Annotated in this window: 22 protein-coding genes; 11 read left to right on the top strand and 11 right to left on the bottom strand. The window is 64.9% G+C overall.

The window, feature by feature from the left end:
• Nucleotides 1-72: 72 nt before the first annotated feature.
• Nucleotides 73-1029 (bottom strand): LysR substrate-binding domain-containing protein, encoded by a 957-nt coding sequence (locus LB547_RS11340; protein ID WP_140498380.1) that lies wholly within the window; start codon nt 1027-1029, stop codon nt 73-75.
• A gap of 177 nt (nt 1030-1206) precedes the next feature.
• Between LB547_RS11340 and LB547_RS11335 the strand changes: the two genes are divergently transcribed.
• A complete protein-coding gene (locus LB547_RS11335; RefSeq protein ID WP_140524803.1) occupies nt 1207-1497 on the top strand; it encodes a DUF1127 domain-containing protein in 291 nt (96 codons plus the stop codon).
• A 168-nt stretch (nt 1498-1665) separates the two neighbouring features.
• On the opposite strand, the gene LB547_RS11330 is transcribed toward LB547_RS11335, so the two are convergent.
• The 4 genes from LB547_RS11330 to LB547_RS11315 form a co-directional block, all read right to left on the bottom strand.
• A complete protein-coding gene (locus LB547_RS11330) occupies nt 1666-2712 on the bottom strand; it encodes a DUF937 domain-containing protein (protein ID WP_140524802.1) in 1047 nt (348 codons plus the stop codon).
• A 99-nt stretch (nt 2713-2811) separates the two neighbouring features.
• Nucleotides 2812-4185, bottom strand: coding sequence for a glutamate--cysteine ligase (locus LB547_RS11325; RefSeq protein ID WP_140515023.1), 1374 nt, complete (start codon nt 4183-4185; stop codon nt 2812-2814).
• 244 nt (nt 4186-4429) lie between these two features.
• Nucleotides 4430-5164: a 16S rRNA (uracil(1498)-N(3))-methyltransferase gene (locus tag LB547_RS11320; RefSeq protein WP_140623981.1), complete on the bottom strand. Its 735-nt coding sequence runs from the start codon at nt 5162-5164 to the stop codon at nt 4430-4432.
• Between the two features lie 31 nt (nt 5165-5195).
• Nucleotides 5196-5858 carry a hypothetical protein gene (locus LB547_RS11315; RefSeq protein ID WP_140515026.1) on the bottom strand — a complete coding sequence of 221 codons (663 nt, stop codon included), beginning with the start codon at nt 5856-5858 and terminating at the stop codon, nt 5196-5198.
• Between the two features lie 88 nt (nt 5859-5946).
• Between LB547_RS11315 and LB547_RS11310 the strand changes: the two genes are divergently transcribed.
• Together LB547_RS11310 and LB547_RS11305 are read left to right on the top strand one after the other, a co-directional pair.
• On the top strand, nt 5947-6645 hold the full coding sequence (locus tag LB547_RS11310) for a type 1 glutamine amidotransferase (RefSeq protein WP_140624050.1): 699 nt from the start codon (nt 5947-5949) through the stop codon (nt 6643-6645).
• 281 nt (nt 6646-6926) lie between these two features.
• Nucleotides 6927-7067 carry a hypothetical protein gene (locus LB547_RS11305; RefSeq protein ID WP_181165325.1) on the top strand — a complete coding sequence of 47 codons (141 nt, stop codon included), beginning with the start codon at nt 6927-6929 and terminating at the stop codon, nt 7065-7067.
• Nucleotides 7068-7107: 40 nt separating this feature from the next.
• Here the strand turns inward: LB547_RS11305 and LB547_RS11300 are convergent, their stop codons facing one another.
• From LB547_RS11300 to LB547_RS11290, 3 genes are read right to left on the bottom strand one after another with little or no spacing between them, the layout of a single operon-like run.
• Entirely contained in the window at nt 7108-7875 is a 768-nt protein-coding gene (locus tag LB547_RS11300; protein ID WP_140498373.1) for a metallophosphoesterase family protein, read from the bottom strand.
• A 39-nt stretch (nt 7876-7914) separates the two neighbouring features.
• Nucleotides 7915-9051: an alpha-hydroxy acid oxidase gene (locus LB547_RS11295; RefSeq protein ID WP_140763368.1), complete on the bottom strand. Its 1137-nt coding sequence runs from the start codon at nt 9049-9051 to the stop codon at nt 7915-7917.
• A gap of 25 nt (nt 9052-9076) precedes the next feature.
• Nucleotides 9077-9880 carry a FadR/GntR family transcriptional regulator gene (locus LB547_RS11290; RefSeq protein ID WP_140515030.1) on the bottom strand — a complete coding sequence of 268 codons (804 nt, stop codon included), beginning with the start codon at nt 9878-9880 and terminating at the stop codon, nt 9077-9079.
• Nucleotides 9881-10090: 210 nt separating this feature from the next.
• Between LB547_RS11290 and LB547_RS11285 the strand changes: the two genes are divergently transcribed.
• From LB547_RS11285 to glcF, 4 genes are all read left to right on the top strand, one after another.
• Nucleotides 10091-11413 (top strand): DUF3422 family protein, encoded by a 1323-nt coding sequence (locus LB547_RS11285; RefSeq protein ID WP_140566453.1) that lies wholly within the window; start codon nt 10091-10093, stop codon nt 11411-11413.
• A 160-nt stretch (nt 11414-11573) separates the two neighbouring features.
• On the top strand, nt 11574-13070 hold the full coding sequence (locus tag LB547_RS11280) for an FAD-linked oxidase C-terminal domain-containing protein (protein ID WP_140685120.1): 1497 nt from the start codon (nt 11574-11576) through the stop codon (nt 13068-13070).
• Nucleotides 13071-13293: 223 nt separating this feature from the next.
• Nucleotides 13294-14499, top strand: a complete 1206-nt coding sequence (gene glcE, locus LB547_RS11275; RefSeq protein WP_140763366.1) for a glycolate oxidase subunit GlcE — start codon at nt 13294-13296, stop codon at nt 14497-14499.
• An 11-nt stretch (nt 14500-14510) separates the two neighbouring features.
• The gene (gene glcF / locus LB547_RS11270; protein ID WP_140763364.1) at nt 14511-15836 is read left to right on the top strand and encodes a glycolate oxidase subunit GlcF; all 1326 of its coding nucleotides are present in this window, start codon (nt 14511-14513) and stop codon (nt 15834-15836) included.
• A gap of 14 nt (nt 15837-15850) precedes the next feature.
• Here glcF and LB547_RS11265 read toward each other — a convergent pair whose 3' ends face one another.
• Nucleotides 15851-16771 carry a bifunctional 5,10-methylenetetrahydrofolate dehydrogenase/5,10-methenyltetrahydrofolate cyclohydrolase gene (locus tag LB547_RS11265; RefSeq protein ID WP_140552409.1) on the bottom strand — a complete coding sequence of 307 codons (921 nt, stop codon included), beginning with the start codon at nt 16769-16771 and terminating at the stop codon, nt 15851-15853.
• 251 nt (nt 16772-17022) lie between these two features.
• Complete coding sequence (locus tag LB547_RS11260; protein WP_140498365.1) at nt 17023-17757, bottom strand: L,D-transpeptidase; 735 nt, start codon at nt 17755-17757, stop codon at nt 17023-17025.
• 214 nt (nt 17758-17971) lie between these two features.
• Here LB547_RS11260 and LB547_RS11255 point away from each other — a divergent pair, with 214 nt between their 5' ends.
• Nucleotides 17972-18610, top strand: coding sequence for a DNA-3-methyladenine glycosylase I (locus tag LB547_RS11255; protein ID WP_140515039.1), 639 nt, complete (start codon nt 17972-17974; stop codon nt 18608-18610).
• 2 nt (nt 18611-18612) lie between these two features.
• Here LB547_RS11255 and LB547_RS11250 read toward each other — a convergent pair whose 3' ends face one another.
• Complete coding sequence (locus LB547_RS11250; RefSeq protein ID WP_140566655.1) at nt 18613-18858, bottom strand: hypothetical protein; 246 nt, start codon at nt 18856-18858, stop codon at nt 18613-18615.
• Between the two features lie 249 nt (nt 18859-19107).
• On the opposite strand from LB547_RS11250, the gene hisS reads away from it, so the two are divergent.
• The 3 genes from hisS to hisG all read left to right on the top strand — a co-directional run bounded on the left by hisS (nt 19108) and on the right by hisG (nt 22608).
• Nucleotides 19108-20613 (top strand): histidine--tRNA ligase, encoded by a 1506-nt coding sequence (gene hisS, locus LB547_RS11245; RefSeq protein ID WP_140763362.1) that lies wholly within the window; start codon nt 19108-19110, stop codon nt 20611-20613.
• 178 nt (nt 20614-20791) lie between these two features.
• The gene (locus tag LB547_RS11240; protein ID WP_140566465.1) at nt 20792-21913 is read left to right on the top strand and encodes an ATP phosphoribosyltransferase regulatory subunit; all 1122 of its coding nucleotides are present in this window, start codon (nt 20792-20794) and stop codon (nt 21911-21913) included.
• Nucleotides 21910-22608 (top strand): ATP phosphoribosyltransferase, encoded by a 699-nt coding sequence (hisG, locus tag LB547_RS11235; protein ID WP_140763359.1) that lies wholly within the window; start codon nt 21910-21912, stop codon nt 22606-22608. The genes LB547_RS11240 and hisG overlap by 4 nt, the downstream gene beginning before the upstream one ends.
• The last annotated feature ends 41 nt before the right edge of the window (nt 22609-22649 follow it).

The raw sequence follows: 22649 nt of genomic DNA, 5'->3' as shown, positions 1-22649 counted from the left end.
CGATTGGGGGGTGGTTGCGCGCCGGCGTCAAGCTGGCTGTTTTCAGGTCGGCGTTCAGGTGCGTCTGATCGCTTACCAGCCCGGCAGGATCTGGTTCGGCTTGGTTCGCCGCATCTTGCTGAAGGCGAGTGCCGCGAAATCGAACGTTCCCGCCTCTTCGCCAAGCGGCACCGAGATGTTGTCCAGGCTTTCGGAAATGTGCCGGGCCAGCGCATCGACGATCTCCGGCCGCGAGGTTTGGCCGCGCATGATGCCGATGCGGCAGTCGGGCAGGGCGCCGAAGCCGTCGGCCTCGCCCAGCACCCGCATGCCGGGCCTGAGCGCGCATTCCGGCAGCACCGAGATCGCCAGGCCCGACAACACCGCGGCGGTGATGACCGTTGCGGAAAAGCTGGTGAACAGGATACGATAGTCGCGGTTCTGCTGGTCAAGCACGTCGACGGCGGCGCGTCGCCAGATACAGTTTGGCCGGCCAAAGGCCATAGGCAGCGTCTCCTGCTCGTGCGTGGCGTGGTTGGCCGAGGTGACCCACAGCAGCGGTTCGCGCCGCACCACCTCGGACTGGCCCCGCACGTCGTTATGCGTCACCAACGCCAGGTCGAGATTGCCGCGCTTGATGTGTTCGACCAGCCCCGGCGTCGGTTCGCAGACGACGGTCAGTTCGACGCGTGGATTGGAACGCGTGAAGCGCGCCATGATCTCGGGCAGGAAACGGTCGGCGTAGTCGTCCGGCGTACCGATCCGGATCGTGCCTTCGAGCCGCCGGTCGTCGAAGGCGGCCAGCGTTTCGCGGTTGAGATAGAGCAGCCGTCTTGCGTAGGAAAGCAGCTTGTCGCCTTCCTCCGTCAGTCTGTTGCTGCGCCCTTCCTTTTCGAACAGCGGCTTGCCGATCCGCTCCTCTAGCCGGCGCATCTGCATCGACACCGCCGACTGGGTGCGGTGCACCTCTTCGGCCGCCCGGGTGAAACTGCCAGTGTCGGCGATCGAGATGAAGGTCTGCAACTGATCTAGATCGAGCGGCGCTTTCATCGGCATGATCCATCACTAGTGTTGATGCTTAAGATTAGAAACATTCGTTGGATTAATCAATCGAGCAATGGCAAATTACTGATGTCCACATGAAGGCATGTGAATCGAAGCCGGAACGGCCGCTGTCGCCAGCGCCGATCGCCTGGTTTTGCCCGTTCGAGTCTGAAGGAGACCGACATGGTTACGTTTGATTTCGCTACCGAGACCTCGCGCATCACCACGCGTCCGGCCGTTGCGACGCGCGTGATTAATGCGGTCTCCAATGTCTACCAGGCCTGGAAAAACCGCCGTGCCTTCTATCGCCTCGGCGAGATGTCGGACGCCGAGCTTGCCGATATCGGCCTGACGCGCGCCGACCTGCACGTCGCCATCGACGTGCCGTTTGGCCGCGATCCGACGGCGATGCTGCGCGAAATCGCCAGCGATCGCGTCGAAACCATCGAGGACATCGCCCGCAGGGTGGCCTGATCGGTTGAATTTCGGTCCCGCTGAACCTTTCATCAGTCAGCGCGACAAAGGTTATGCAGGCTTCCCACTCCCTGCCGGTCCCCCGCCGGCCTGCCTGCACGCTGCCCGGTCCTCCCAAGGACCGGGCTTTCTTTTTGCGTTAGGCAAAAGCCAAAACCTGGGCGACGGCTACCGCCGATCCATGCCGCGCTTGAACTGGTCGAAAATCGACTCCATGCCTTTCTGGTAGTCGTCGCGCTGCTGCGCTCCGGTCTCGAACATCTTGCCAAACAGATCGTCGAACGGGTTCGTCGGCCTGCCGCTCGGATTGGCCTGCGGCTGCGGCGCCTGGGGCTGCCGCCGAGCTTGGGGCTGCGGCGCCGGCTGCTCGCCGCCTGATGCACCGCCACCCTGCCGCAGCATCTCCTCGAAGATCTTGCCTAGCGGACTGTCGCCATAGGGGCTCTGGGTCTGCTGCGGCTGAGGCTGGTCCTGCGGCGGCTGCGCGCCACCGCCGAACATGTCCAGCAGCACCTTGCCGAGCGGATTGTCGCCAAAGGGGTTCTGTGTCTGCTGCGGTTGCGGCTGGGATCGGCTTTGCGGCTGTGGCACGCCGCCGCCGAACATGTCCTGCAGCACCTTGCCAAGCGGGTTGTCCATCGGGTCTTGCGATGGCGGGCTCGGCTGCGGCGCCGGCGCCTGGGCGCCGCCCAGGCCGCCTCCCTGGCGCATCATCTGCTCGATGATCTCGCCCAGCGGATTGCTGCCGGCGGCGCCGAAGCCGCTGGCCGCCTGCATCTGCCCCCCGGCCAACTGATTGGTGGTCTGCTTGAACAGCCCGCCCATCATCATCGAGGCCAGGGCCGGCAACATCTGTTGCAGCACCTGCTGGCTGATACCGGTCGCTTGCGCCGCCTGGCCGGCAACCGCGCGCGACAGATCCTTCGAGCCGAACAGATGCCCCAGAATGCCGTTGCCCTCATTGATGCCTTGCGGCGAGAAGGCCCGGGTCGCGTCCTCGAAATACTTGGCGTGCTGGCCGCTCGCCATCGCCGTCATGAAGGCGCCGAGCCCATAGGGATCGGCGGTGTTGCGCCTCAGTCCTTGCGAAAAGGCAGGCAGCAACGCCTCCACCGCAGATTGCGTCTGCTGCATCGAGAGCCCGTATTGTTGGGCAAGCGCCTGCATGCCGCTGCCGTTCTGGGCTTGTGCCAGCATGTCGAATAAGGAAGGCATTGGTCTCTCCTCCGGAAATCCTCGCCGGAGAAGCCTAATTCGTTTCCACCGCCGATTGAAGCGGCTTTTGCAGGAGCCTGGCCGCCTCGAAGCCGAGGGTTAATAGGCGTATTCCATGAACACCGGCTCGATCGAGCCGCCCCAGCGCGTGTGGTAGGCCGACAGCATCTCCTCGGCGCTGGTGGTGCCGCGCGCCACGACCTCGTCGAGCGTGTTGAGGAACGAGGTCTCGTCATAGCCGTCGCGGTTCTTCTTGCCGCGGTTCTTCAGCCCCATGCGCGAGATGGTGAGCACATCGCGAGCGATATCGCGCAACGTGGCGTTGCGGAACGGCGCCGAAATGCCTTGTTCGGGCACGGCGTTGCGCATCGCCAGCACTTCCCCGTAGGTCCAGCTCGAGGTCAGCGCCTCCGCCGCATCGAGCGCTGCCTCGTCATAAAGCAGCCCGACCCAGAAGGCCGGAAGGGCGCAGATGCGCCGCCACGGCCCGCCATCGGCGCCGCGCATCTCGAGAAAGCGCTTCAGCCGCACGTCGGGGAAGAGCGTCGACAGATGGTTAGCCCAGTCGCCCATCGTCGGCAATCCGTCCGGGATTTCATTGCGGACGGCCCCGGCCATGAACTGACGGAAGGTGACGTGCGTCATGTCGTGGTACTGGCCGTCGCGGATGACGAAATACATCGGCACGTCGAGTGCCCATTCGACATAGTCGGCAAAACCGAAATCGGGCGAGAAGCAGAATTCGAGCAGGCCCGAGCGTTGGTTGTCGGTGTCGCGCCAGATGTCGCCGCGCCAGCTCTGCAAGCCGTTCGGCCGGCTTTCCGTGAAGGGCGAATTGGCGAACAGCGCCGTCGACAGCGGCTGCAGCTTCAGCGACACCTGCATCTTGCGCCGCATGTCCACCTCGCTCTCGAAGTCCAGATTAACCTGGATCGTGCAGGTGCGGTACATCATGTCGAGGCCCTTGGTGCCGACCTTGGGCATGTAGCGCGTCATGATCTCGTAGCGCGACTTCGGCATTTTCGGCGTCTCGGCCAGCGACCATTTCGGGCTGCCGCCAAGGCCAAGGAAGCGGATGCCCATCGGCTCGGCGATCTCGCGCACCTGCGCCAGGTGGGCATTGCCCTCGCGGCAGGTCTGGTGGATCGTCTCCAGCGGCGCGCCGGAGAGTTCGAACTGGCCGCCGGGCTCCAGCGAAATCGCGCCCTGGCCGGTCGGCTCGACCAGGCCGATGATGCGGCCGTCATCGATGATGGGGTCCCAGCCGAGCTTTGACTGCATGCCTTCGAGGATGGCGCGTATGCCGCGCTCGCCGCCATAGGGCACGGGCCCGTTGCCGTCGACGTAGAACGGGAATTTCTCGTGCTCGGTGCCGATGCGCCACTTGTCCCGCGGCTTGTTGCCCTCGGCCAGATGCGCGACGAGTTCGTCCATGCCTTCGATCGGCCGGAAATCGGTTGTGTCGCGCGCCATCATCAAGCCCCTGCGGCGCTATGATCCCGAAATCGACCTCGATTTTCGGGATATGCGCCAAAATCAAAGTACTACAGCGGCCTTTGCGCGTCGACGCGCGGCACTGCAGGGCGGCCGGACGACCGCCGGCGCTAGATGGACGAAATGTCAGTAGCCGATCAAGCGAAAAATCCTGAGCCAGAGGTCAACAGGAATTGAACGATGCGGCTCTTCCCGTCTCCCTTGTGTGAGAAGGAAGAAACCCTCACCAATCGCCGATTGTGGCCTGCATCACCGCCAGTGCGGCCACGGCGGCCGTGTCGGCGCGCAGGATGCGCGGGCCGAGCGGAATGGCGGTAACGAAAGGCAGAGCGCGCAACAGCTTGCGCTCTTCGTCGGAAAATCCGCCTTCCGGCCCGACCAGCAGGCCGAGCTTCCTTTCGCTCAACGCTTGCAGCGTGGGCAGGGGATTGTTGGTCGAAGCGTCCTCGTCGCAGAAGATCAGCCGCCGCTCCTTGTCCCAGCCGGTCAGCAGGCGTTCGAACTTTTCCGCTTCCCGCACCTGCGGCACCGCAAGTATGCCGCACTGCTCGGCCGCCTCGACGACATTGGCGCGCAACCGGTCGATGGAGGGTTTGGCCACTTGCGTGTGCTGGGTGATGACCGGCTGCAGCACGCCGGCACCCATTTCGACCGCCTTTTGCACCAGATAGTCGAGCCGGCCTTGCTTCAGCGGTGCGAAGCAGTAGACGAGATCGGGCAGCGGCGGCTGCGGCCGTTGCCGCGCCAGCACCCTCAGCTTCACCGCCTTCTTGGACCTGGCCGCGATGGCCGCCGACCATTCGCCGTCGCGGCCGTTGAACAACAGGACCTCGGCGCCCTCGCCAAGCCGCAGCACATGCAGAAGATAATGGCTCTGCTGGTGGCCGGCGTCGAACTCGATCTCCGGCCCGAGATCGTCGGGCACGAACAGGCGTTGCATCTTGTAATTGGCGCGCATGGCCGAGGAATGGGCGAGCCGGCGGTTGGCGTCAAGCCTTGGCGGAAGGATGCCAGACGGGTTCGTAGCCTCGCCTCAGCACCCCGATCGTGGTCGGCGGCGTCAGCAGCCGTAGCGGCCGATGAGCGAGGTCGTTGAAATCCTGCGCTCCGCAATATCCTGCGAACGACCAGCGCAGCGCCTTGCCGCGACGCAAGGCGTAGGCATTGCCTCCACCCTCGACCATCGTGCCGTCGGGCAGGCCTGCAAGCTCGTCAGCCGCCACCACCGGCGGCTTGCCGCCCGCGGCCAGCCGCTCCTTGTGCAGCCGCTTGTCGACCTGCGGCGCGCGCGGCTCCGTTATGCCGAAGGCTTCGCCGAAGCGACCCACAAAATCCCTGGCCCGTTCGCGCCGGCAGAAGAAGCAGGGCCGATGGCCCGCCGCCAGCGCCGTCACCTCGTCGAGGAAGAACAGTTCCGTCCAGCCCGCCTTGGGTCCCGATAGATCATCACGTCGCCGGTTGCGGCCCATCGGCTCGCGCCGCACGTCGCCGAAGTCGCAGACGCAGATGATCCAGGCGTGAAGCGCCCAGCGTTTTTTCAACAGCGTCCTGGTCTCGGGATCGTGGATGATGCCGCGATTGCCCATGAACAGGCCGCGCTCGGGCACGGCGTGGATAGCGCCGAACGGATCGACCCGGTTTTGCAGTGGCATAGTTTTCTCCGCGCGCCCGCATCTTGGCTGAAATGCCGGCGCCATGATATCGCTCGTCGCATCGTTTTCACGTCAGCAGGGTTTTGCGATGCGGGTGCTGGTGGTCCAGAACTACGACAACACCGGCCTCGGCCAGGTCGGCGCGGCACTTGCGGAAGCCGGTGCCGATCTCGACATCCGCCTTCCTTACAAGGGCGATCCGCTGCCGGATGATGCGAACGGCCACGACGCCATGGTGGTGCTCGGCGGCGGCCAGAACGCGCTGGCCGACGATGAATATCCCTATTTTCCGGCGCTGCTCGAACTTATCAGCGATTTCGCCGGCCAGGACCGCGCGGTGCTCGGCATCTGCCTCGGCAGCCAGCTGGTTGCCCGCGCCTTCGGCGGCGAGAACCGCATCGGCGGCGCCAACGAATTCGGCTGGCGCGGCGTGTCGCTGACGCCGGACGCCAAGGCCGATCCGGTGCTGGCCGAGCTTCCGGAAAAGTTCCCGATCTTCCAGTGGCACGACGACACCTTCGTGCTGCCTGAAGACGCCGTGCGGCTCGCCGGCAATGATGTCGCCGAGAACCAGGCGTTCCGCGTCGGCCGCGCCGTCTACGGCTTCCAGTTCCATTTCGAGGCCGATCGGCCGCTGGTGAAGGACTGGAGCACCTCTTTCGCGCCGATCATTGCAGCGCGCCACCCCGACTGGGCCGGCAAGCTCGAGGGCGAAATGGCCCGTAACGGACCGGATGCCGATGCTGCCGGCCTTGCCATCGCCCGCGCATGGGTGGCGACGATCTGAGCATCATCTCTGCGGACCAGGGCGTGGCATAATTGGCACGCGGCGGTGAATCCGCCTGGGGAAAACCGGTTTCGTCCTTGGCTTGTGTACGCCCGCCATCCTAGAAGGCGCGCGCTCTGCATCACCGGTGCAACCGCGACGGACCTTTGTGTGGCCCGTGCGACACACCGCCGATACAGAACGTGCCTAGAAGCGCGAAATCGTCGAAACTTTGAGACGTATTTTCGGTTTCAACGCATTGGTAACCGCCTCGTGCACAGATGCAGGAAGCTCAACAAGAGATGACGTCCGTGAAAGCAGCGCTTCTGTCCTTTGCCATGATGTCCGCCATCGTGATTTGCGGTCTCGGCATCTATGCGGCCGATGCCGCCAACAACCACAACGCCGTCGACGGCTACGGCGTCACCGCTTCGCTGCGCTGAATAGCCGGACCGTTCGCGTCGTTTCCGCGGCGCGCGCCACTCAAGCTTCCCTTATTGTCATTGTCAGAATGCGTTTGTCGGCGTCCTCGACAACGAGCGCGCTCAGCATGCCTGATTGCCAGGCGAGCGTATCGACATTGACGCGGTTGGCCATGACTTCCGCCTCGGGAACGGGCGTGTGGCCGTGCACCACGATCTTCGGGAAAAGGCCGGCGTGATCGTGGAAAACGTCGCGGATCCAGATCAGATCCTGCGGATTCTGGTTCTCCAGGGCAACGCCTGGCCTGATGCCGGCATGGCAGAAGAAGAAGTCGCCGAAGCTGATTGAGAAGGGTAGCGAGCGCAGGAAGTCGATATGGTGTTGCGGTACGGCTTCGAGCAGAGCCTGATGCCCCCGTCTCATCGTCTCCATCCTGCCGAACCAGCCGGCGTCGGCCGCGAGGGGCACACCGTAGGATAGCGCCGTCTGGACCCCGCCATAGCGCATGAAAAGCCCGTCCGGGTCAGGGGTATCGAGAAAATCGAGAAAGCCGAGATCGTGATTGCCGGCAAGCATCAGGTTTCGCGGATCGCGTTTGCGCGCCTCGATCAGGAAATCGACGACGTCCTTGGAGTCCGGCCCACGGTCGACATAGTCGCCGAGGTGGATGACGCGCCAGTCGCGAGCCGGCTTCCATTCGAGCTCGCTCTCGATTCGCTGATGCATGGCGGCCAGCAAATCGAGCCGGCCATGGACATCGCCGATTGCGTAGAGCCGCATGCCGTCCGGTCCGCGCGCGTCCAGGAAATGAATGTCGGGTTCTGCCAACGTATCGCTGTCTCCGTGATCAGGCCGTCGCCGACCTGGCTAGCGCCGGATCTGGTCCTTGCCCATGTCGGTCACCAGACGTTTTCCGCACAGCGCCAGTGTGATGTCCATTTCCTTACGTATGATTTCCAGCGCCTTGGTAACGCCTTCCTTGCCGAGCGCGCCCAGGCCGTAGAGGAACGGCCGGCCGATATAGGTGCCCCTGGCGCCGAGGCACAGTGCCTTCAGCACGTCCTGGCCGGAGCGGATGCCGCCATCCATGTGCACCTCGATCCTGTCGCCGACCGCGTCCGCGATTTCCTCCAGCGCCATGATCGACGAGGATGCGCCGTCCAACTGACGCCCGCCATGGTTGGAAACCACGATCGCATCGGCGCCCGTTTCAGCGGCCATCAACGCGTCTTCCTTGTCGAGAATGCCTTTCAGGATCAGCTTGCCGCCCCAGCGTTCCTTGATCCAGGCGACATCCTTCCACGACAGATGCGGGTCGAACTGCTCCGTCGTCCATGACACCAGCGAAGCCACGTCGCCGACGCCCTTGGCGTGGCCGACGATGTTGCGGAACGTGCGGCGCTTCGTGCCGGCCATGCCCATCCACCAGCGCGGACGGACCGCGATGTTGGCGATGTTGGCCAGCGTCATCTTGGGCGGCGCCGAAAGTCCGTTGCGGACATCCTTGTGCCGTTGGCCGAGGATCTGCAGGTCGAGCGTCAGCACCAACGCCGAGCATTTCGCCGCTTTTGCCCGGTCGATCAGGTCGAGCACGAAGTCCTTATCGCGCAGCACGTAAAGCTGGAACCAGAACGGCTTCTTCGTCACCGACGCGACATCCTCGATCGAGCAGATGCTCATCGTCGACAGCGTGAACGGCACGCCGAATTCCTCGGCCGCCTGCGCCGCCAGCATCTCGCCGTCGGCATGCTGCATGCCGGTCAGGCCGGTTGGGGCCAGCGCCACCGGCATGGCCACCTTCTCGCCGATCATGGTCGATTCCAGTGAGCGGTTGCTCATGTCGACCAGCACGCGCTGGCGGAACTTGATCTTCTGGAAGTCCTCCTCGTTGGCCCGGTAGGTGCTCTCGGTCCATGCGCCGGAATCGGCATACTCGAAGAACATCCTGGGCACGCGCCGTCGCGCCAGGTCCTTGAGGTCGGCAATGGTGAGAATGTCGCTCATCGTGTCCCCGCTTGATCGATATCGTTCAGGAGCGTTTGCGCGCCGGTTCGGCATCGCCGGCTTCAGAGCGTTGCCTGAGCCTGAGCCGCGATACGCGCTGCCAGTCGCCGCTGCGCTCGGCTTGCGCCATCGACCGCTCGACATAGATCATGTGGTCCATCGCCGCCTGCCGCGCGCCGGCCGGGTCGCCGGCCTTGACCGCGATGTGGATCGCCCGGTGCTGGGCCAGCAGCGCATCGCGCGCGCCGGGCACCGTGAACACCAGCAACCGGTTCTGGAACACGCCTTCCGACAGCAGCCTGTAGCAGGAGCGCAGCGTATGCAGGAGCAGGATGTTGTGCGCGCATTCGCAGATCGCATGATGGAATTCGACGTCGATCTCGGCTTCGTCGTCGAAATCCCCGGTGCGGTGCGCTTCGTCCATGCGTGCCATGATGCGGTCGAGCAGGGCCAGGTCCTCCGGCGTGGCGCGCCGCGCCGCATATTCGGCGGCGATCCCCTCCACCTCGCGGCGATATTCCAGGTAATCGGCCACCGCCTTGCGATGCGTCGAGATCAGGTCCGCCACCGGCTTGGTGAACAGCTGGCCGATGATGTCGGCTACATATGTGCCGCCGCCCGGCCGCGTCGTCAAAAGGCCGCGTCCCTCGAGCGCCTTCAGCGCGTCGCGCAGGATCGGCCGGGACACATCGAACTGGCGTGCCAGCTCGCGCTCGCCAGGCAGCCGGTCGCCGGTGCGCAGCACGCCTTCGAGGACGAGGCTTTCGATCTGCTGCACCACCTCGTCGGCGGTTCGCGAGTGCTCGATCCTGGAAAAAATGTCGCTCAACGGCATGCCTGGGAGTGTTGAACCGGTGTCGCGCAAGATAAAGCCAGCGTCGCCAACTGGTCAAATTATTTATCCAATTGGTCGAAGCGTGTCGGCTTCCCCGCTCGCGCCCCTATCCTCTTCGGCTAAACTTTGCTGTTTGCGTCAGGAGCCTATTGGCTCTAGAGGACGCAACTGCAAGAGGGTTCAAAGAAACCCGGGGAACAAGCCGTGTCGCACGACCCGTCCAATCTCGAATTTCAGCCGCGCGCCAAGGGCAGCGTGCTCGGATTTCCGGCGCATGAGGGACGGCCCGGCGCGCTGGGCGAAGTCCATGCCCGTCCGCACCCGCTGATCGAGAAGCCGCGTGTGCTGATCCAGCTCGCCTTCATGACCGAGGGTGGCGCCGGCGTCGATCATTCGGTGCTTTCCGAGCTGTCGCGCCGGCTCGGCATAGCCGCGCCCGACCGTCAGGCCCGCCATCACGCCATGAGATGGGGCCAGGGCTCGTTGCGCTGGGAGCGGCATACCGAATTCTCCACCTATCTGTGGGAAGGGCCGCTTGCCGAAGGCGGCAAGGGCCAGGAGGATTCGCCGTTCGGCAACGGATTTTCTCCACCCGGAACCGTTATTTCAGGCATCCGGCTCGAGATCCGCAAATGGACGCAGGCGGGCGAGCGGTCGATCGCCGGCTTCGATCCGACCAGCCTCTGCTATTCGCTGGTCGAACGCGGCAATGCTGCAATCGTCACCGATTTCCGCCAGGATGGCGACGGCTTGACCCGTATGCTGATCCTTGACCGCGCCCTGACGCCGGCCAGCACTGGCGCCTTGTCGCAGCGGCTGATCGACATCGAGACCTATCGCACGCTGGCCATGCTCGGCCTGCCGCTGGCGCTGGCCTTGTCCGGCCGCGCCCGCCGTATCGAGGACAGGCTGGCCCAGATCACGCTGGAGATGAAACTCGCCGAGACCCGCGACAGCCAGAAATTGCTTGCCGACCTGACCGAACTCGCGGCTGAGTTGGAAGCCGACGCGGCGTCGAGCCTCTACCGCTTCGGCGCCAGCCGTGCCTATGACGGTATCGTCGGCGAAAGGCTGGAAGCGCTCGAGGAAGAAGCCGTACAGGGATATGACACCTGGGCGGGGTTCCTGCGGCGGCGCATGGCGCCTGCCATGCGCACCTGCCGTTCGGTCGAGGAGCGTCAGGCCAACCTGTCGCGCAAGCTGACGCGCGCCACCACGCTGCTGCGCACCTGGGTCGATGTCGAGGTCGAGAAGCAGAACCGCGACCTGCTCGCCTCGATGAACAATCGCGCCCGGTTGCAACTGCGCCTGCAGCAGACCGTCGAAGGCCTGTCGGTCGCGGCCGTTTCCTACTATGTCGTCGGCCTCGTCGGCTATGTCGCCAAGGGCGCCTCGATCTTCGGCCATGCCTTCGCGCCCGAAGTGGTCACGGCGGCGTGCGTGCCGCTCGCCATCCTGCTGGTCTGGTGGGGCGTGCGGCGGGTGCGGCGCATGCATTCCGAGCCGACGAAACATCCGGGCGAGTAGGCGCGCCTTTACTTCCCACAGGGTAAAGCGCGCCAGCGGCAGATTGCCGCTACGGAAGGCGTCCGTTGCGTCCGTGTCCGCTCTCGGTCAAAGCGGGGTTTGCAACCGACGCCCTTCACTGGTAAAAGATTTTGACCAGTCACGCGAGATGAGGCTGCCGATGTCCGGCCTTGCCATGCCCAAGCCAGACGACGCCACGATGCGCCGGCGCGGCGAGATCGTCGCCGACATGCGCATTATCGTGCCGGGCGAGGGTGTGGTCGACGCGGCCAACGAAATGCGCGCCTTCGAGAGCGATGGCCTGACCGCCTACCGGCAATTGCCATTGGTCGTGGTGCTTCCCGAAACGGTGGCACAGGTTTCGCGCGTGCTGAAATACTGCAATGACCGCAACATCCGCGTCGTGCCGCGCGGCTCCGGCACCTCGCTGTCGGGCGGCGCGCTGCCGCTGGAGGACGCGGTGCTCCTGGTCATGAGCCGCTTCAACCGCATTATCGAGATCGATTTCCCCAATCGCATCGTCGTCGCCCAGCCGGGCGTCACCAATCTCGGCATCACCACCGCCGTCGAGCAGGAGGGTTTTTACTACGCCCCCGACCCATCTTCCCAGATCGCCTGCTCGATCGGCGGCAATGTCGCCGAAAATTCCGGCGGCGTGCACTGCCTCAAATACGGCCTGACCGCCAACAATGTGCTCGGCATCGAGATGGTGCTGATGAGCGGCGAGGTGGTGCGGCTCGGCGGCAGGCATCTGGACGCGGAAGGCTACGACCTGCTCGGCGTCATGACCGGCTCCGAAGGCCTGCTGGGCGTCGTCACCGAAGTCATCGTGCGCATTTTGAAGAGGCCGGAGACGGCACGTGCGCTGCTGATCGGCTTCCCGACCAGCGAGCAGGGTGGCCAATGCGTCGCCGACATTATCGGCGCCGGCATCATTCCCGGTGGCATGGAGATGATGGACCGTCCGGCGATTCATGCGGCGGAGGATTTCGTCCATGCCGGATATCCCCTGGATGTCGAGGCTCTGCTGATCGTCGAGCTCGATGGGCCCAGCGTCGAGGTCGATCATCTCATCACCGCGGTCGAGGCGATCGCCATCCGCAACGGTTCGACCACCTGCCGCATTTCGCAGTCGGAGCAGGAGCGATTGAGCTTCTGGGCAGGGCGCAAGGCTGCCTTCCCCGCGGTCGGCCGTATCTCGCCCGACTATTATTGCATGGACGGCACCATCCCGCGCAAGGAACTGCCGCGCGTGCTGGCCGGCATGCGCGAGCTCTCCGAAAAATACGGGCTCGGCGTCGCCAATGTCTTCCATGCCGGCGACGGCAATTTGCATCCGCTGATCCTCTATGATGCCAACGTGCCGGGCGAACTCGACAAGGCCGAGAGTTTCGGCGCCGACATATTGCGGCTGTGCGTCAAGGTCGGCGGCGTCTTGACCGGCGAGCATGGGGTGGGCGTCGAGAAACGCGACCTGATGCCGGAAATGTTCAACCAGATCGACCTCGACCAGCAGATGCGGGTCAAATGCGCCTTCGATCCCAATCATCTGCTCAACCCGGGAAAGGTGTTCCCGCAACTGCGCCGCTGCGCGGAGCTGGGGCGCATGCATGTGCATCGCGGAGAGTTAGCGTTTCCGGACATTCCGAGGTTTTGAGTGTTATGTCAGCGCCTGAACGCCCCCCTCTGTCCTGCCGGACATCTCTCCCTCACGGGGGGAGATTGGCAGCTTCGTCGCTTCGCCCTTCCGCCAACGCTGGAGATTGGCGAAACCCGGCGCGGCATCCAATCTCCCCCCTTGAGGGGGAGATGTCCGGCAGGACAGAGGGGGGCGCGAAGGAACGCGGCTTTTCCGCATTTGCATATGGCGCATCGGCGCCATGACCACCTTCACTCCCACCACCCATTCCGAAGTCCTCTCCACCGTCGCCTGGGCGGCGGCGGAAGGCTCGCCACTCGAAATCCTCGGCCATGGCTCCAAGCGCGGCATCGGCCGTCCGCTGCAGACCGAGCACACGCTCGACCTGTCGAGGCTCGCCGGGGTCACGCTCTATGAACCAGCCGAACTGGTGCTGTCGGCAAAGGCCGGCGCGCCGCTGGCCGAAATCGAGACGCTGCTGGCGCAAAACGGCCAGCAACTCGCTTTCGAGCCGATGGATTACGGCCCGCTGCTCGGCGGCGAGCCGGGCAAGGGCACGCTTGGTGGTGCGCTTGCAGCGAACCTCTCCGGCCCGCGCCGGCTGAAGGCGGGGGCGGCGCGCGACCATATCCTGGGCATCAACGTGGTGTCCGGCCGCGGCGAGGCATTCAAATCCGGCGGCCGCGTGGTCAAGAACGTCACCGGGTACGATTTGTCCAAGCTGATGGCCAACAGCTGGGGCACGCTGGCGGTGTTCACCGACGTCACCTTCAAGGTGCTGCCATCGGCCGAGACCGAGGTCACGCTCGCCGTCCGCGGCCTGCTCGACGATGCGGCCGCCGCGGCGATGGCGCTGGCGCTCGGCTCCAGCGCGGAAGTATCGAGCGCCGCGCACCTGCCGGAGCGGATTGCCGCACGGGTTGCCGCAGGCGTGCTCGGCAATGATGCAGCCACGCTGCTGCGGGTGGAAGGTTTTGGCCCCTCCGTCGTCTATCGCATCGCCGCGCTGAAGACGTTGCTCGGAAATGCCGGACCACTCGAAGAGATTTCCAGCGAAGCGTCGGCTGCCCTGTGGCGTGACGTGCGCGATTGCAGGCCTTTCGCGGACAACAGCGACAAACCGGTCTGGCGCGTATCGATGGCGCCTGCCCAGGCGCACCAGATGGTTTTCACGCTGCGCATGCAGGCTGCCGTCAGCGCCTTCTATGATTGGCAGGGCGGACTGGTGTGGCTGCGCATGGAGGAGGGTGACCCGGAAGCGACGCTGCTGCGCGGACTTCTGAGAAAACATGGCGGCGGCCATGCGACATTGGTGCGCGCGGCTCCTTCGCACCGCGCCGCCCTGCCGGTGTTCGAGCCGCAGGCTCCCTCACTGGCAGCGCTCAGCCAGCGGCTGAAGCACGAATTCGACCCCAAGAACATCCTCAATCCCGGCCGCATGGCCTAGGACATCAAGAGATGCAGACCAATTTCTCGCCCGCACAGCTTGCCGACCCGCATGTTGCCGAGTCGGAAAAGATTCTGCGCAAATGCGTGCATTGCGGTTTCTGCACCGCTACCTGCCCGACCTATGTGACGCTGGGCAACGAACTCGATTCACCGCGCGGGCGCATCTACCTGATCAAGGATATGCTGGAAAACGGTCGCCCCGCCGACAAGGAGATCGTCACCCATATCGATCGCTGCCTGTCCTGCCTCGCCTGCATGACCACCTGCCCGTCTGGCGTCAACTACATGCATCTGGTCGACCATGCCCGCGCCCATATCCAGCAGACCTATAGGCGGCCGCTGCTCGATCGCCTGACCCGCGCCATGCTGGCCCTCGTCCTGCCCTATCCCCAGCGTTTTCGCGCCGCGCTCAAATTGGCCAAACTGGGCAAGCCGTTCATTGGCCTGTTCGAAAAAGTCCCGGCGCTGAAGCCAGTCAGTGCCATGCTCAAGCTCGCGCCGGCATCGATCCCGGGAGCATCGCCGATGGCTTCGCCGGGCACCCATACTGGGCAGGGGGCGAAGAGGGGCCGCGTCGCCATCCTCACCGGTTGCGCGCAATCGGTGCTCGATCCCGCCATCAACGACACGACCATTTCACTGCTGACGCGGCTTGGCGTCGAGGTCGTGGTGCCGCCGGGCGAGGGCTGTTGCGGCGCGCTCGTCCATCACATGGGCCGCGAGCAAGCCGCCCTTGCTTCGGCAAGGCAAAATGTCGATGCCTGGACCCACGCCATCGAACAAGGCGGGATCGATGCCATCATCATCACGGCGTCGGGCTGCGGCACCACCATCAAGGATTACGGTTTCATGCTGCGGCTCGATCCGGCCTACGCCGAAAAGGCTGCACGTGTCTCCGCGCTGGCCAAGGACATTACCGAATACCTGACCGCCATCGACCTGCCCGAACCGGTGCGCAAGCCGGGCACGGTCGTCGCCTATCATTCGGCCTGCTCGATGCAGCACGGCCAGAAGATCACCCGCCAGCCTAGGGAATTGCTGGCCAAAGCCGGTTTCATCGTGCGCGAGCCGCGCGAAGGGCATTTGTGCTGCGGTTCGGCCGGCACCTACAACATCTTGCAGCCGGATATTTCGGCCGGGCTGCGCGACCGCAAGGTGAAAAACATCGAGGCTACCGGCGCTTCGGTCGTCGCCACCGGCAATATCGGCTGCATAACGCAGATCGCGTCTGCCGCGAAGCTGCCGGTGGTGCATACGATCAAGCTGCTCGACTGGGCCTATGGCGGGCCGAAGCCGGAAGGTGTCGCGGAACCCGGCCTGATCGCCGCTGAGTAGGGGCCGCCCCGGCGTTATTCGGCCGCCAGCCTGTCGATCGTGCCGTAGGTCGCCTCGTAGAGCGCGCGCTGGCGGCTGAGCGCCACCATCGTGTTGCGCAGCAGGATCGCAACGGTGATCGGACCGACGCCGCCCGGCACCGGAGTGATCCAGGAGGCCACGTCCTTCACGCTGTCGGTGTCGACGTCGCCGACGATACGGGTGGAACCGTCCGGCAGCGTCTCGGAATTGATGCCGATGTCGATGACGGCCGCACCCGGCTTTACCATGTCGGCCTTGATCAGGCGCGGCTTGCCGACGGCGACGAACAGCGCATCGGCGCGGCGCGCGTGCGCGGCGACCGAGCGCGTCATGTGGTGGCAGACCGTGACCGTCGCGCCTTCGCTCATCAAGAGGAAGGCGATCGGCTTGCCGACGATCTCGGAGTGGCCGACGATCACCACTTCCAGGCCCTTGAGGTCGAGGCCGGTTTCCTTGAGCAGCTCGACTGAGGCGGCCGCCGTGCAGGGCGCCAGATCGAGCTGGTTGTAGACGATGTTGCCGATCGAGGCCGGATGCATGCCTTCGACGTCCTTCAGCGGATGCACCGCCGCCTGCAACGTCCTGATCGGGATATGTGCCGGCACCGGCCGCTGGATGATGATGCCGGTAACGCGCGGATCGGCGTTCAGGCCGTGGATCGCCGCTTCCAGTTCGCCCGCGGTAATGGTGGCGGGAAAGCGCCGTTCTTCGAAATCGATGCCCGCCAGTTCCGCCTTGGCGCGCTGGTTGCGTACATAGACATCCACCGCCGCCGTATCGCCGACGGTGATCGACACCAGTTTGGGCGGGAACCCTTCGGCCCTTGCGATCGCCGCATCCTCGCGCACGGCGGCGATGATGCGCCGGGCAACCGGGCCGCCCTTGAGATAGCGGCTGTCGTCGGACAGTGACATGATCGGACTCTTCTGACCTGAGCGTTGCCTTGCCATAGCAAAAGAACAGCGGCAATGGCAGCACGAATGCGAACCGTCATGCCTTTTGCGCGACGTGCGGGCGCGGCAGTGCTTCGTCCGAAACGGAAAGGGCAGCACGTTTCCCGTGCCGCCCTTTCTGACCGGCCGCATCCCCATACGGCCCGTCCCCCGTTATTCCTTCCGATCCCGGGAAGCGCTGCGCTTCCGGATCGGGTGATTCGCAGCAACTATTATATCACCTCGACAGTGGTTCCGACATCGACCCGTTCATAAAGGTCGACGACATCCTCGTTGCGCATGCGGATGCAGCCCGACGACACGGCGCCGCCGATCGTCCAGGGCTGGTTGGTGCCGTGGATGCGATATTCCGTACTACCGAGATAGAGCGCGCGCGCGCCGAGCGGGTTCTCCATGCCCCCGGCCAGGTAGGTTGGCAGGTAACGCCCCTTGGCGGCCTCGCGCTTGATCATCGCGGCCGGCGGGCGCCAGTCCGGCCAGACCCGCTTGTTGGTGATCTTGTGCGTGCCCGACCATTCGAAGCCCGGCTTGCCGGTGCCGACGCCATAGCGCCGCGCCTTGCCGTTCTTTTCGACCAGATAGAGGAAGTTCTGGGTCGTATCGATGACGATGGTGCCCGGCTTCTGGGAGCCGTCATAGGCGACTTCCTGCGGCAGGTAGATCGGATTGATCTGCGGGCGCGCGACCATGCGCTTGGCCGGGGCCTGCACGGCCGCCGTTTGCACGCGGTCGGGCTGCGCATAACGCGGGCGCGGCTGCTGCGCGACCTGCCGGTTCTGCCGCACGATCCCCGGCGCTTGGCCAAGCTGCAGCACCCAGGGGGCGGAAAGGTCGGGGCTCACCATCACCGGCGGTCTGTCGGCATAGCGGTCTCCGGCCGTGGAAGGTGTGACGCCTGCGGCAAACGCAGCCACGGCGCCGAGCACGGAAAACAAAACTCTCTTCATCGGGAAAGCACCTTGATCGTCTGACAAACCGGGTGGAAACGACCTCCCGGTTCAGCGATCATTGGCGCGGGAACAGCAACCGAAACATGAATCGGAATGTGTAAAATGCGGAACTGTCGGTAAACCTTTTGGTGTGGTTACCGCCGCGTTCAGGAATCTGGTAAAGCCAAGGTAAAGCAGCGCAACCAGCGCGTTAACGAATGGAATTCTCGCCATGGACAAGGAACAAACCGGCCTTCTCGCCGGACCCGACGGTGTCGCGCGCTGCTTCTGGCACGGCAATCTGCCCGACTACCTGCATTACCATGACCATGAATGGGGCCGCCCGGTGGCGGACGACCGCCGGCTGTTCGAGAAGATCTGTCTCGAAGGTTTCCAGTCGGGCCTGTCCTGGCTGACCATCCTGCGCAAGCGGGAGAATTTTCGCGCCGCTTTCGCCGGCTTCGATTTCGACAAGGTCGCCGCCTTCACCGACAAGGACGTCGAGCGCCTGCTCGGCGATGCCGGCATCATCCGCCATCGCGGCAAGATCGTCTCAACCATCAACAACGCCAGGCGTGCCCGCGAGATGGCCGATGAATTCGGCTCGCTCGCTGCCTGGTTCTGGAAATTCGAACCCGGCAAGGAGGAACGGCCGCAGGTCGTCGACCTCGGCCATCTGCGCGCCAATCCCACCACGGCGGTCTCGATCCGCATTTCCAAGGACCTGAAGAAGCGCGGCTGGACCTTCGTCGGCCCGACCACGGTCTACGCCTTCATGCAGGCGATGGGCCTGGTCAACGATCATCTCGAGGGGTGTGTGTGCCGCAAAGAGGTCGAGAAAGAACGGAAGGCTTTCAAACGGCCGAAATAGCCTCAGGCGCCGTTTGCACTTCCCAGGAACAGGCCGGCGACGATCGCGACCACGGTGGCGACGGTTGGATAGATCACCAGCAGGCCGGTCACCAATGCGTCGCGCAGGGAAGGTCCGGTATCGGCGTGTACCTCGAACGGTCCGGCCGGCTGGCCGATCATGCTGGGAGCTTGGACATCTGCGGCGCGCAGGCGTGCCGGCATGTCGCCCGCATCCCTGTTGTCGTGAAATTCCACCGCGCTCATCATGTCCCGAACCCCTCCATTGCGGTGCGCTGTATCGGCCTCGATTATGTCGGCACGATGCCGCGCCGATGGCGGGATTGTTTCATTTTCGGCGCGTTTTTGTTTCGGCGAACGCCCGCGTGCCTTCTCGCATGCATGGAGACAGCGCCTGCCGCCGGCCTTGCCCGGTAGGACCTGTTCGGTTAGGACACGCCCGTTGCGAAAATCGCAACGCTGTTGAGTTTTCAGCAACACGAAACACCGGGCGAATCCATGGCCGACAAATCGGAAAAGACGAAAGCGCGGCTGCCGCGCGGTTTTGCCGACCGCAGCGCCGAAGATATCCGCGCCGTCGAGAAGATGATGGCGACCATCCGCTCGGTCTACGAACTCTACGGTTTCGAACCCGCCGACCAGCCGCTGATCGAATACACCGATGCGCTCGGAAAATTCCTGCCCGACCAGGACCGGCCGAACGAAGGCGTGTTCTCCTTCCAGGACGATGACGACCAGTGGCTGTCGCTGCGCTACGACCTGACCGCGCCGACGGCGCGTTTCGTCGCCGAGAATTTCGAGCGCCTGCCAAAACCCTATCGCAGCTACCGTTCCGGCTGGGTGTTCCGCAACGAGAAGCCCGGTCCCGGCCGCTTCCGCCAGTTCATGCAGTTCGACGCCGACACGATCGGCACGCCGGGCGTCGCCGCCGACGCCGAGATGGCGATGATGATGGCCGATGTGATGGAAGCGCTCGGCATCAAGCGCGGCGACTACGTCATCCGCGTCAACAACCGCAAGGTGCTGGACGGCGTGCTCGAGGCGATCGGCCTCGGAGGTGAAGGGAATACGAGTCGTCGGCTGACCGTGCTGCGGGCGATCGACAAGCTGGACAAGCTCGGGCCGGAAGGCGTGCGGCTTCTCTTGGGACCAGGGCGCTGGGACGGCGGCAAGGAAGGCGAGGGCGACTTCGCCAAGGGCGCCGGGCTGGATGATGCGCAAGCCGAGGCGGTTCTTCAGGCGACCGCTCGAAATGCGCAGGCCGGCCAGGATGCCAGCGTCAGTGGGAACGCCATCTACCAGGAGGGCGTTGGCGAGCTCGCGACCATCGAGGCCCTGGTCAGGGCGGCGGGATACGGCGAAGATCGCGTCGCCATGGACCGCTCCGTCGTGCGTGGTCTCGAATATTACACCGGCCCGGTCTTCGAGGCCGAGCTCCTGGCCGAGATTCCCAACGAGGATGGCCAGATCGTGCGCTTCGGTTCGGTCGGCGGCGGCGGCCGCTATGACGGGCTGGTGTCGCGCTTCCGCGGCGAGCCGGTGCCGGCGACGGGCTTCTCCATCGGCGTTTCCAGGCTGATGACGGCGCTGAAGAACCTCGGCAAGCTCGACAGCGCCGACGTGATCGCGCCGGTCGTCGTGCTGGTGATGGACAGGGATACCGAAAGCCTCGGCCGCTACCAGAAGATGGTGGGCGAGCTGCGTGCCGCCGGCATCCGCTCCGAAATGTATCTCGGCGGCGCCGGCATGAAGGCGCAGCTCAAATATGCCGACCGTCGCGGCTGTCCGGTCGCGATCATCCAGGGCGGCGACGAGCGCGCCAAGGGCGAATTGCAGATCAAGGACCTGATCGAAGGCGCGCGCCTGTCGGCCGAGATCACCGATAACGCCGAATGGCGTGCCGCCCGCCCGGCGCAGGTCACGGTGGCGGAAAGCGAGCTGGTGGCAGAGGTGAGGAAGATCCTGGCGGCGCAGGCAGCCGACCGCGCGAAGGGTGGCGCTTGAGCACCCCCCTCTGGCCTGCCGGCCATCTCCCCCGCAAGGGGGGAGATTGGATGTCGCGTATGCTTTCGCCAATCTCCGTCGTGGCAGAAAAGGCGCTGCGCTCGAAGCTGCCGATCTCCCCCCTTGCGGGGGAGATGTCCGGCAGGACAGAGGGGGGTGCCTCGCGCCCATGGGCTCTATGACCTCCCGCTATCCCGCCATCGCGGCCGACATCGCCGGCCTCTTCGCGACCCGCGACACGCATGCGGTGGAGGTCGCCGTGCTCCAGCCGGCCGATCCGTTCCTCGACATGGCGGGCGAGGATTTGCGCCGCCGCATTTTCCTGACCGAGAGCGAGACTGGCCAGACGCTCTGCCTGCGGCCGGAATTCACCATTCCCGTCTGCCTCGACCATATCGCCAGCCAGGCCGGTACGCCGCGTCGCTACTCCTATCTGGGCGAAGTGTTCCGCCAACGCCGCGAAGGCGGCAACGAGTTCTTCCAGGCCGGCATCGAGGATCTCGGCGACCGCGACACGGCCGCTGCCGATGCCCGTTCGGTGGCCGACGCGCATGCACTGCTGTCGCTGGCGCTGCCGGGCCAGCCGCTCTCGATCACGCTCGGCGACCAGGCCATCTTCGAGGCGGTGCTGGCGGCTCTCGGCCTGCCGCGCGGCTGGCGCATGCGGCTCGCCCGCGCCTTCGGCTCGGCGACGATGCTGGAGGCAGCCCTTGCCGATCTCGCCAATCCGCCGCGCAACAGCCAGCTCTCCGGCCCGGTCGCGGCACTTGTGCTCGACGGTGACCTGGACGGTCTCTCCGCGCATATAGCCGGCGGCATGGAACAGGCCGGCCTGTCGGCTTCGGCCGGACGCGCGCCGGCCGATATCGCGCGGCGGCTGATCGAAAAGGCCGAGCTGCGCAGCGTGCGGCTGTCCAACGAAGCCTTCGCGGCGCTGAAGACCTTTCTGGCGATCGACGTGCCGCTCGACGGCGCGGCCCAGGCGCTCGAGAGTTTTGCCGGTGCCGCCGGGCTATCGCTCGGGGCCGCGCTGGAAAAATTCGCGGCGCGCGCCAAGGCCGTCGAGGCGAACGGCCTGCCGGCGCAAAAGATCCGCTATGACGCCGCCTTCGGCCGCCCGCTCGATTATTACACCGGCCTCGTCTTCGAGATCGCGGCGCAAGATGGTGAAAGGCCGCTGGCCGGCGGCGGCCGCTACGACCGGCTGCTGACGCTGCTCGGCGCCAAGACGCCGATCCCCGGCGTCGGCTTCTCGGTCTGGCTCGACCGCATCGAGGCATTGCGGGAGCACGCGCCATGATCACGCTGGCGATCCCGTCCAAGGGCCGGTTGAAGGAGCAGGCGCTGGAGGTGCTGGCGAAAGCCGGCCTCGCCATCAGCCTGCCCGGTGACGAGCGCAAATATCACGCCCGCGTCGAAGGCATGGACAATGTCGAGGTCGTTTTCCTGTCCGCCTCCGAAATATCGGGCGAGATCGGGCAAGGTGCCGTCGATCTCGGCATCACCGGCGAGGACCTCGTGCGCGAGAACCTCGCCGACTGGGAGGCGCGCGCCGAAATCGTCGCCCGTCTCGGCTTCGGCCATGCCGATGTCGTGGTGGCCGTGCCCGACATCTGGCTCGACGTCGAGACCATGGCCGACCTCGATGATGTCGCCGCCGATTTCCGCCAGCGTCACGGAAGGCGGCTCAGGATCGCCACCAAATACTGGCGGCTGACCCAGCAATTCTTCTCGCAGAAGCACGGCATCCAGGTCTATCGCATCGTCGAGAGCCTGGGCGCCACCGAAGGCGCGCCGGCGGCCGGCCTTGCCGATGTCATCGTCGACATCACCACCACCGGCTCGACGCTGCGCGCCAACCATCTCAAGGTGTTGGCCGACGGCGTCGTGCTGCGGTCGCAGGCGTGTCTCGTCGCATCGCGAAAGACGCGTTCCACGGCCGACGAGACGATGCTGCGCGACATAGCGGCCAGCATGGCCTCGGTGAAGGGATAGCTGGCGGCGGACAAATTTTGTTCTTGCTTTGTGCCGGCCAC

It is taken from the genome of Mesorhizobium sp. B264B1B (genome assembly GCF_020165765.1).
Lineage (GTDB): Bacteria > Pseudomonadota > Alphaproteobacteria > Rhizobiales > Rhizobiaceae > Mesorhizobium.
The sequence above is the reverse complement of the archived record's forward strand: the minus strand, read 5'-3'. Positions and strand labels throughout refer to the sequence as shown.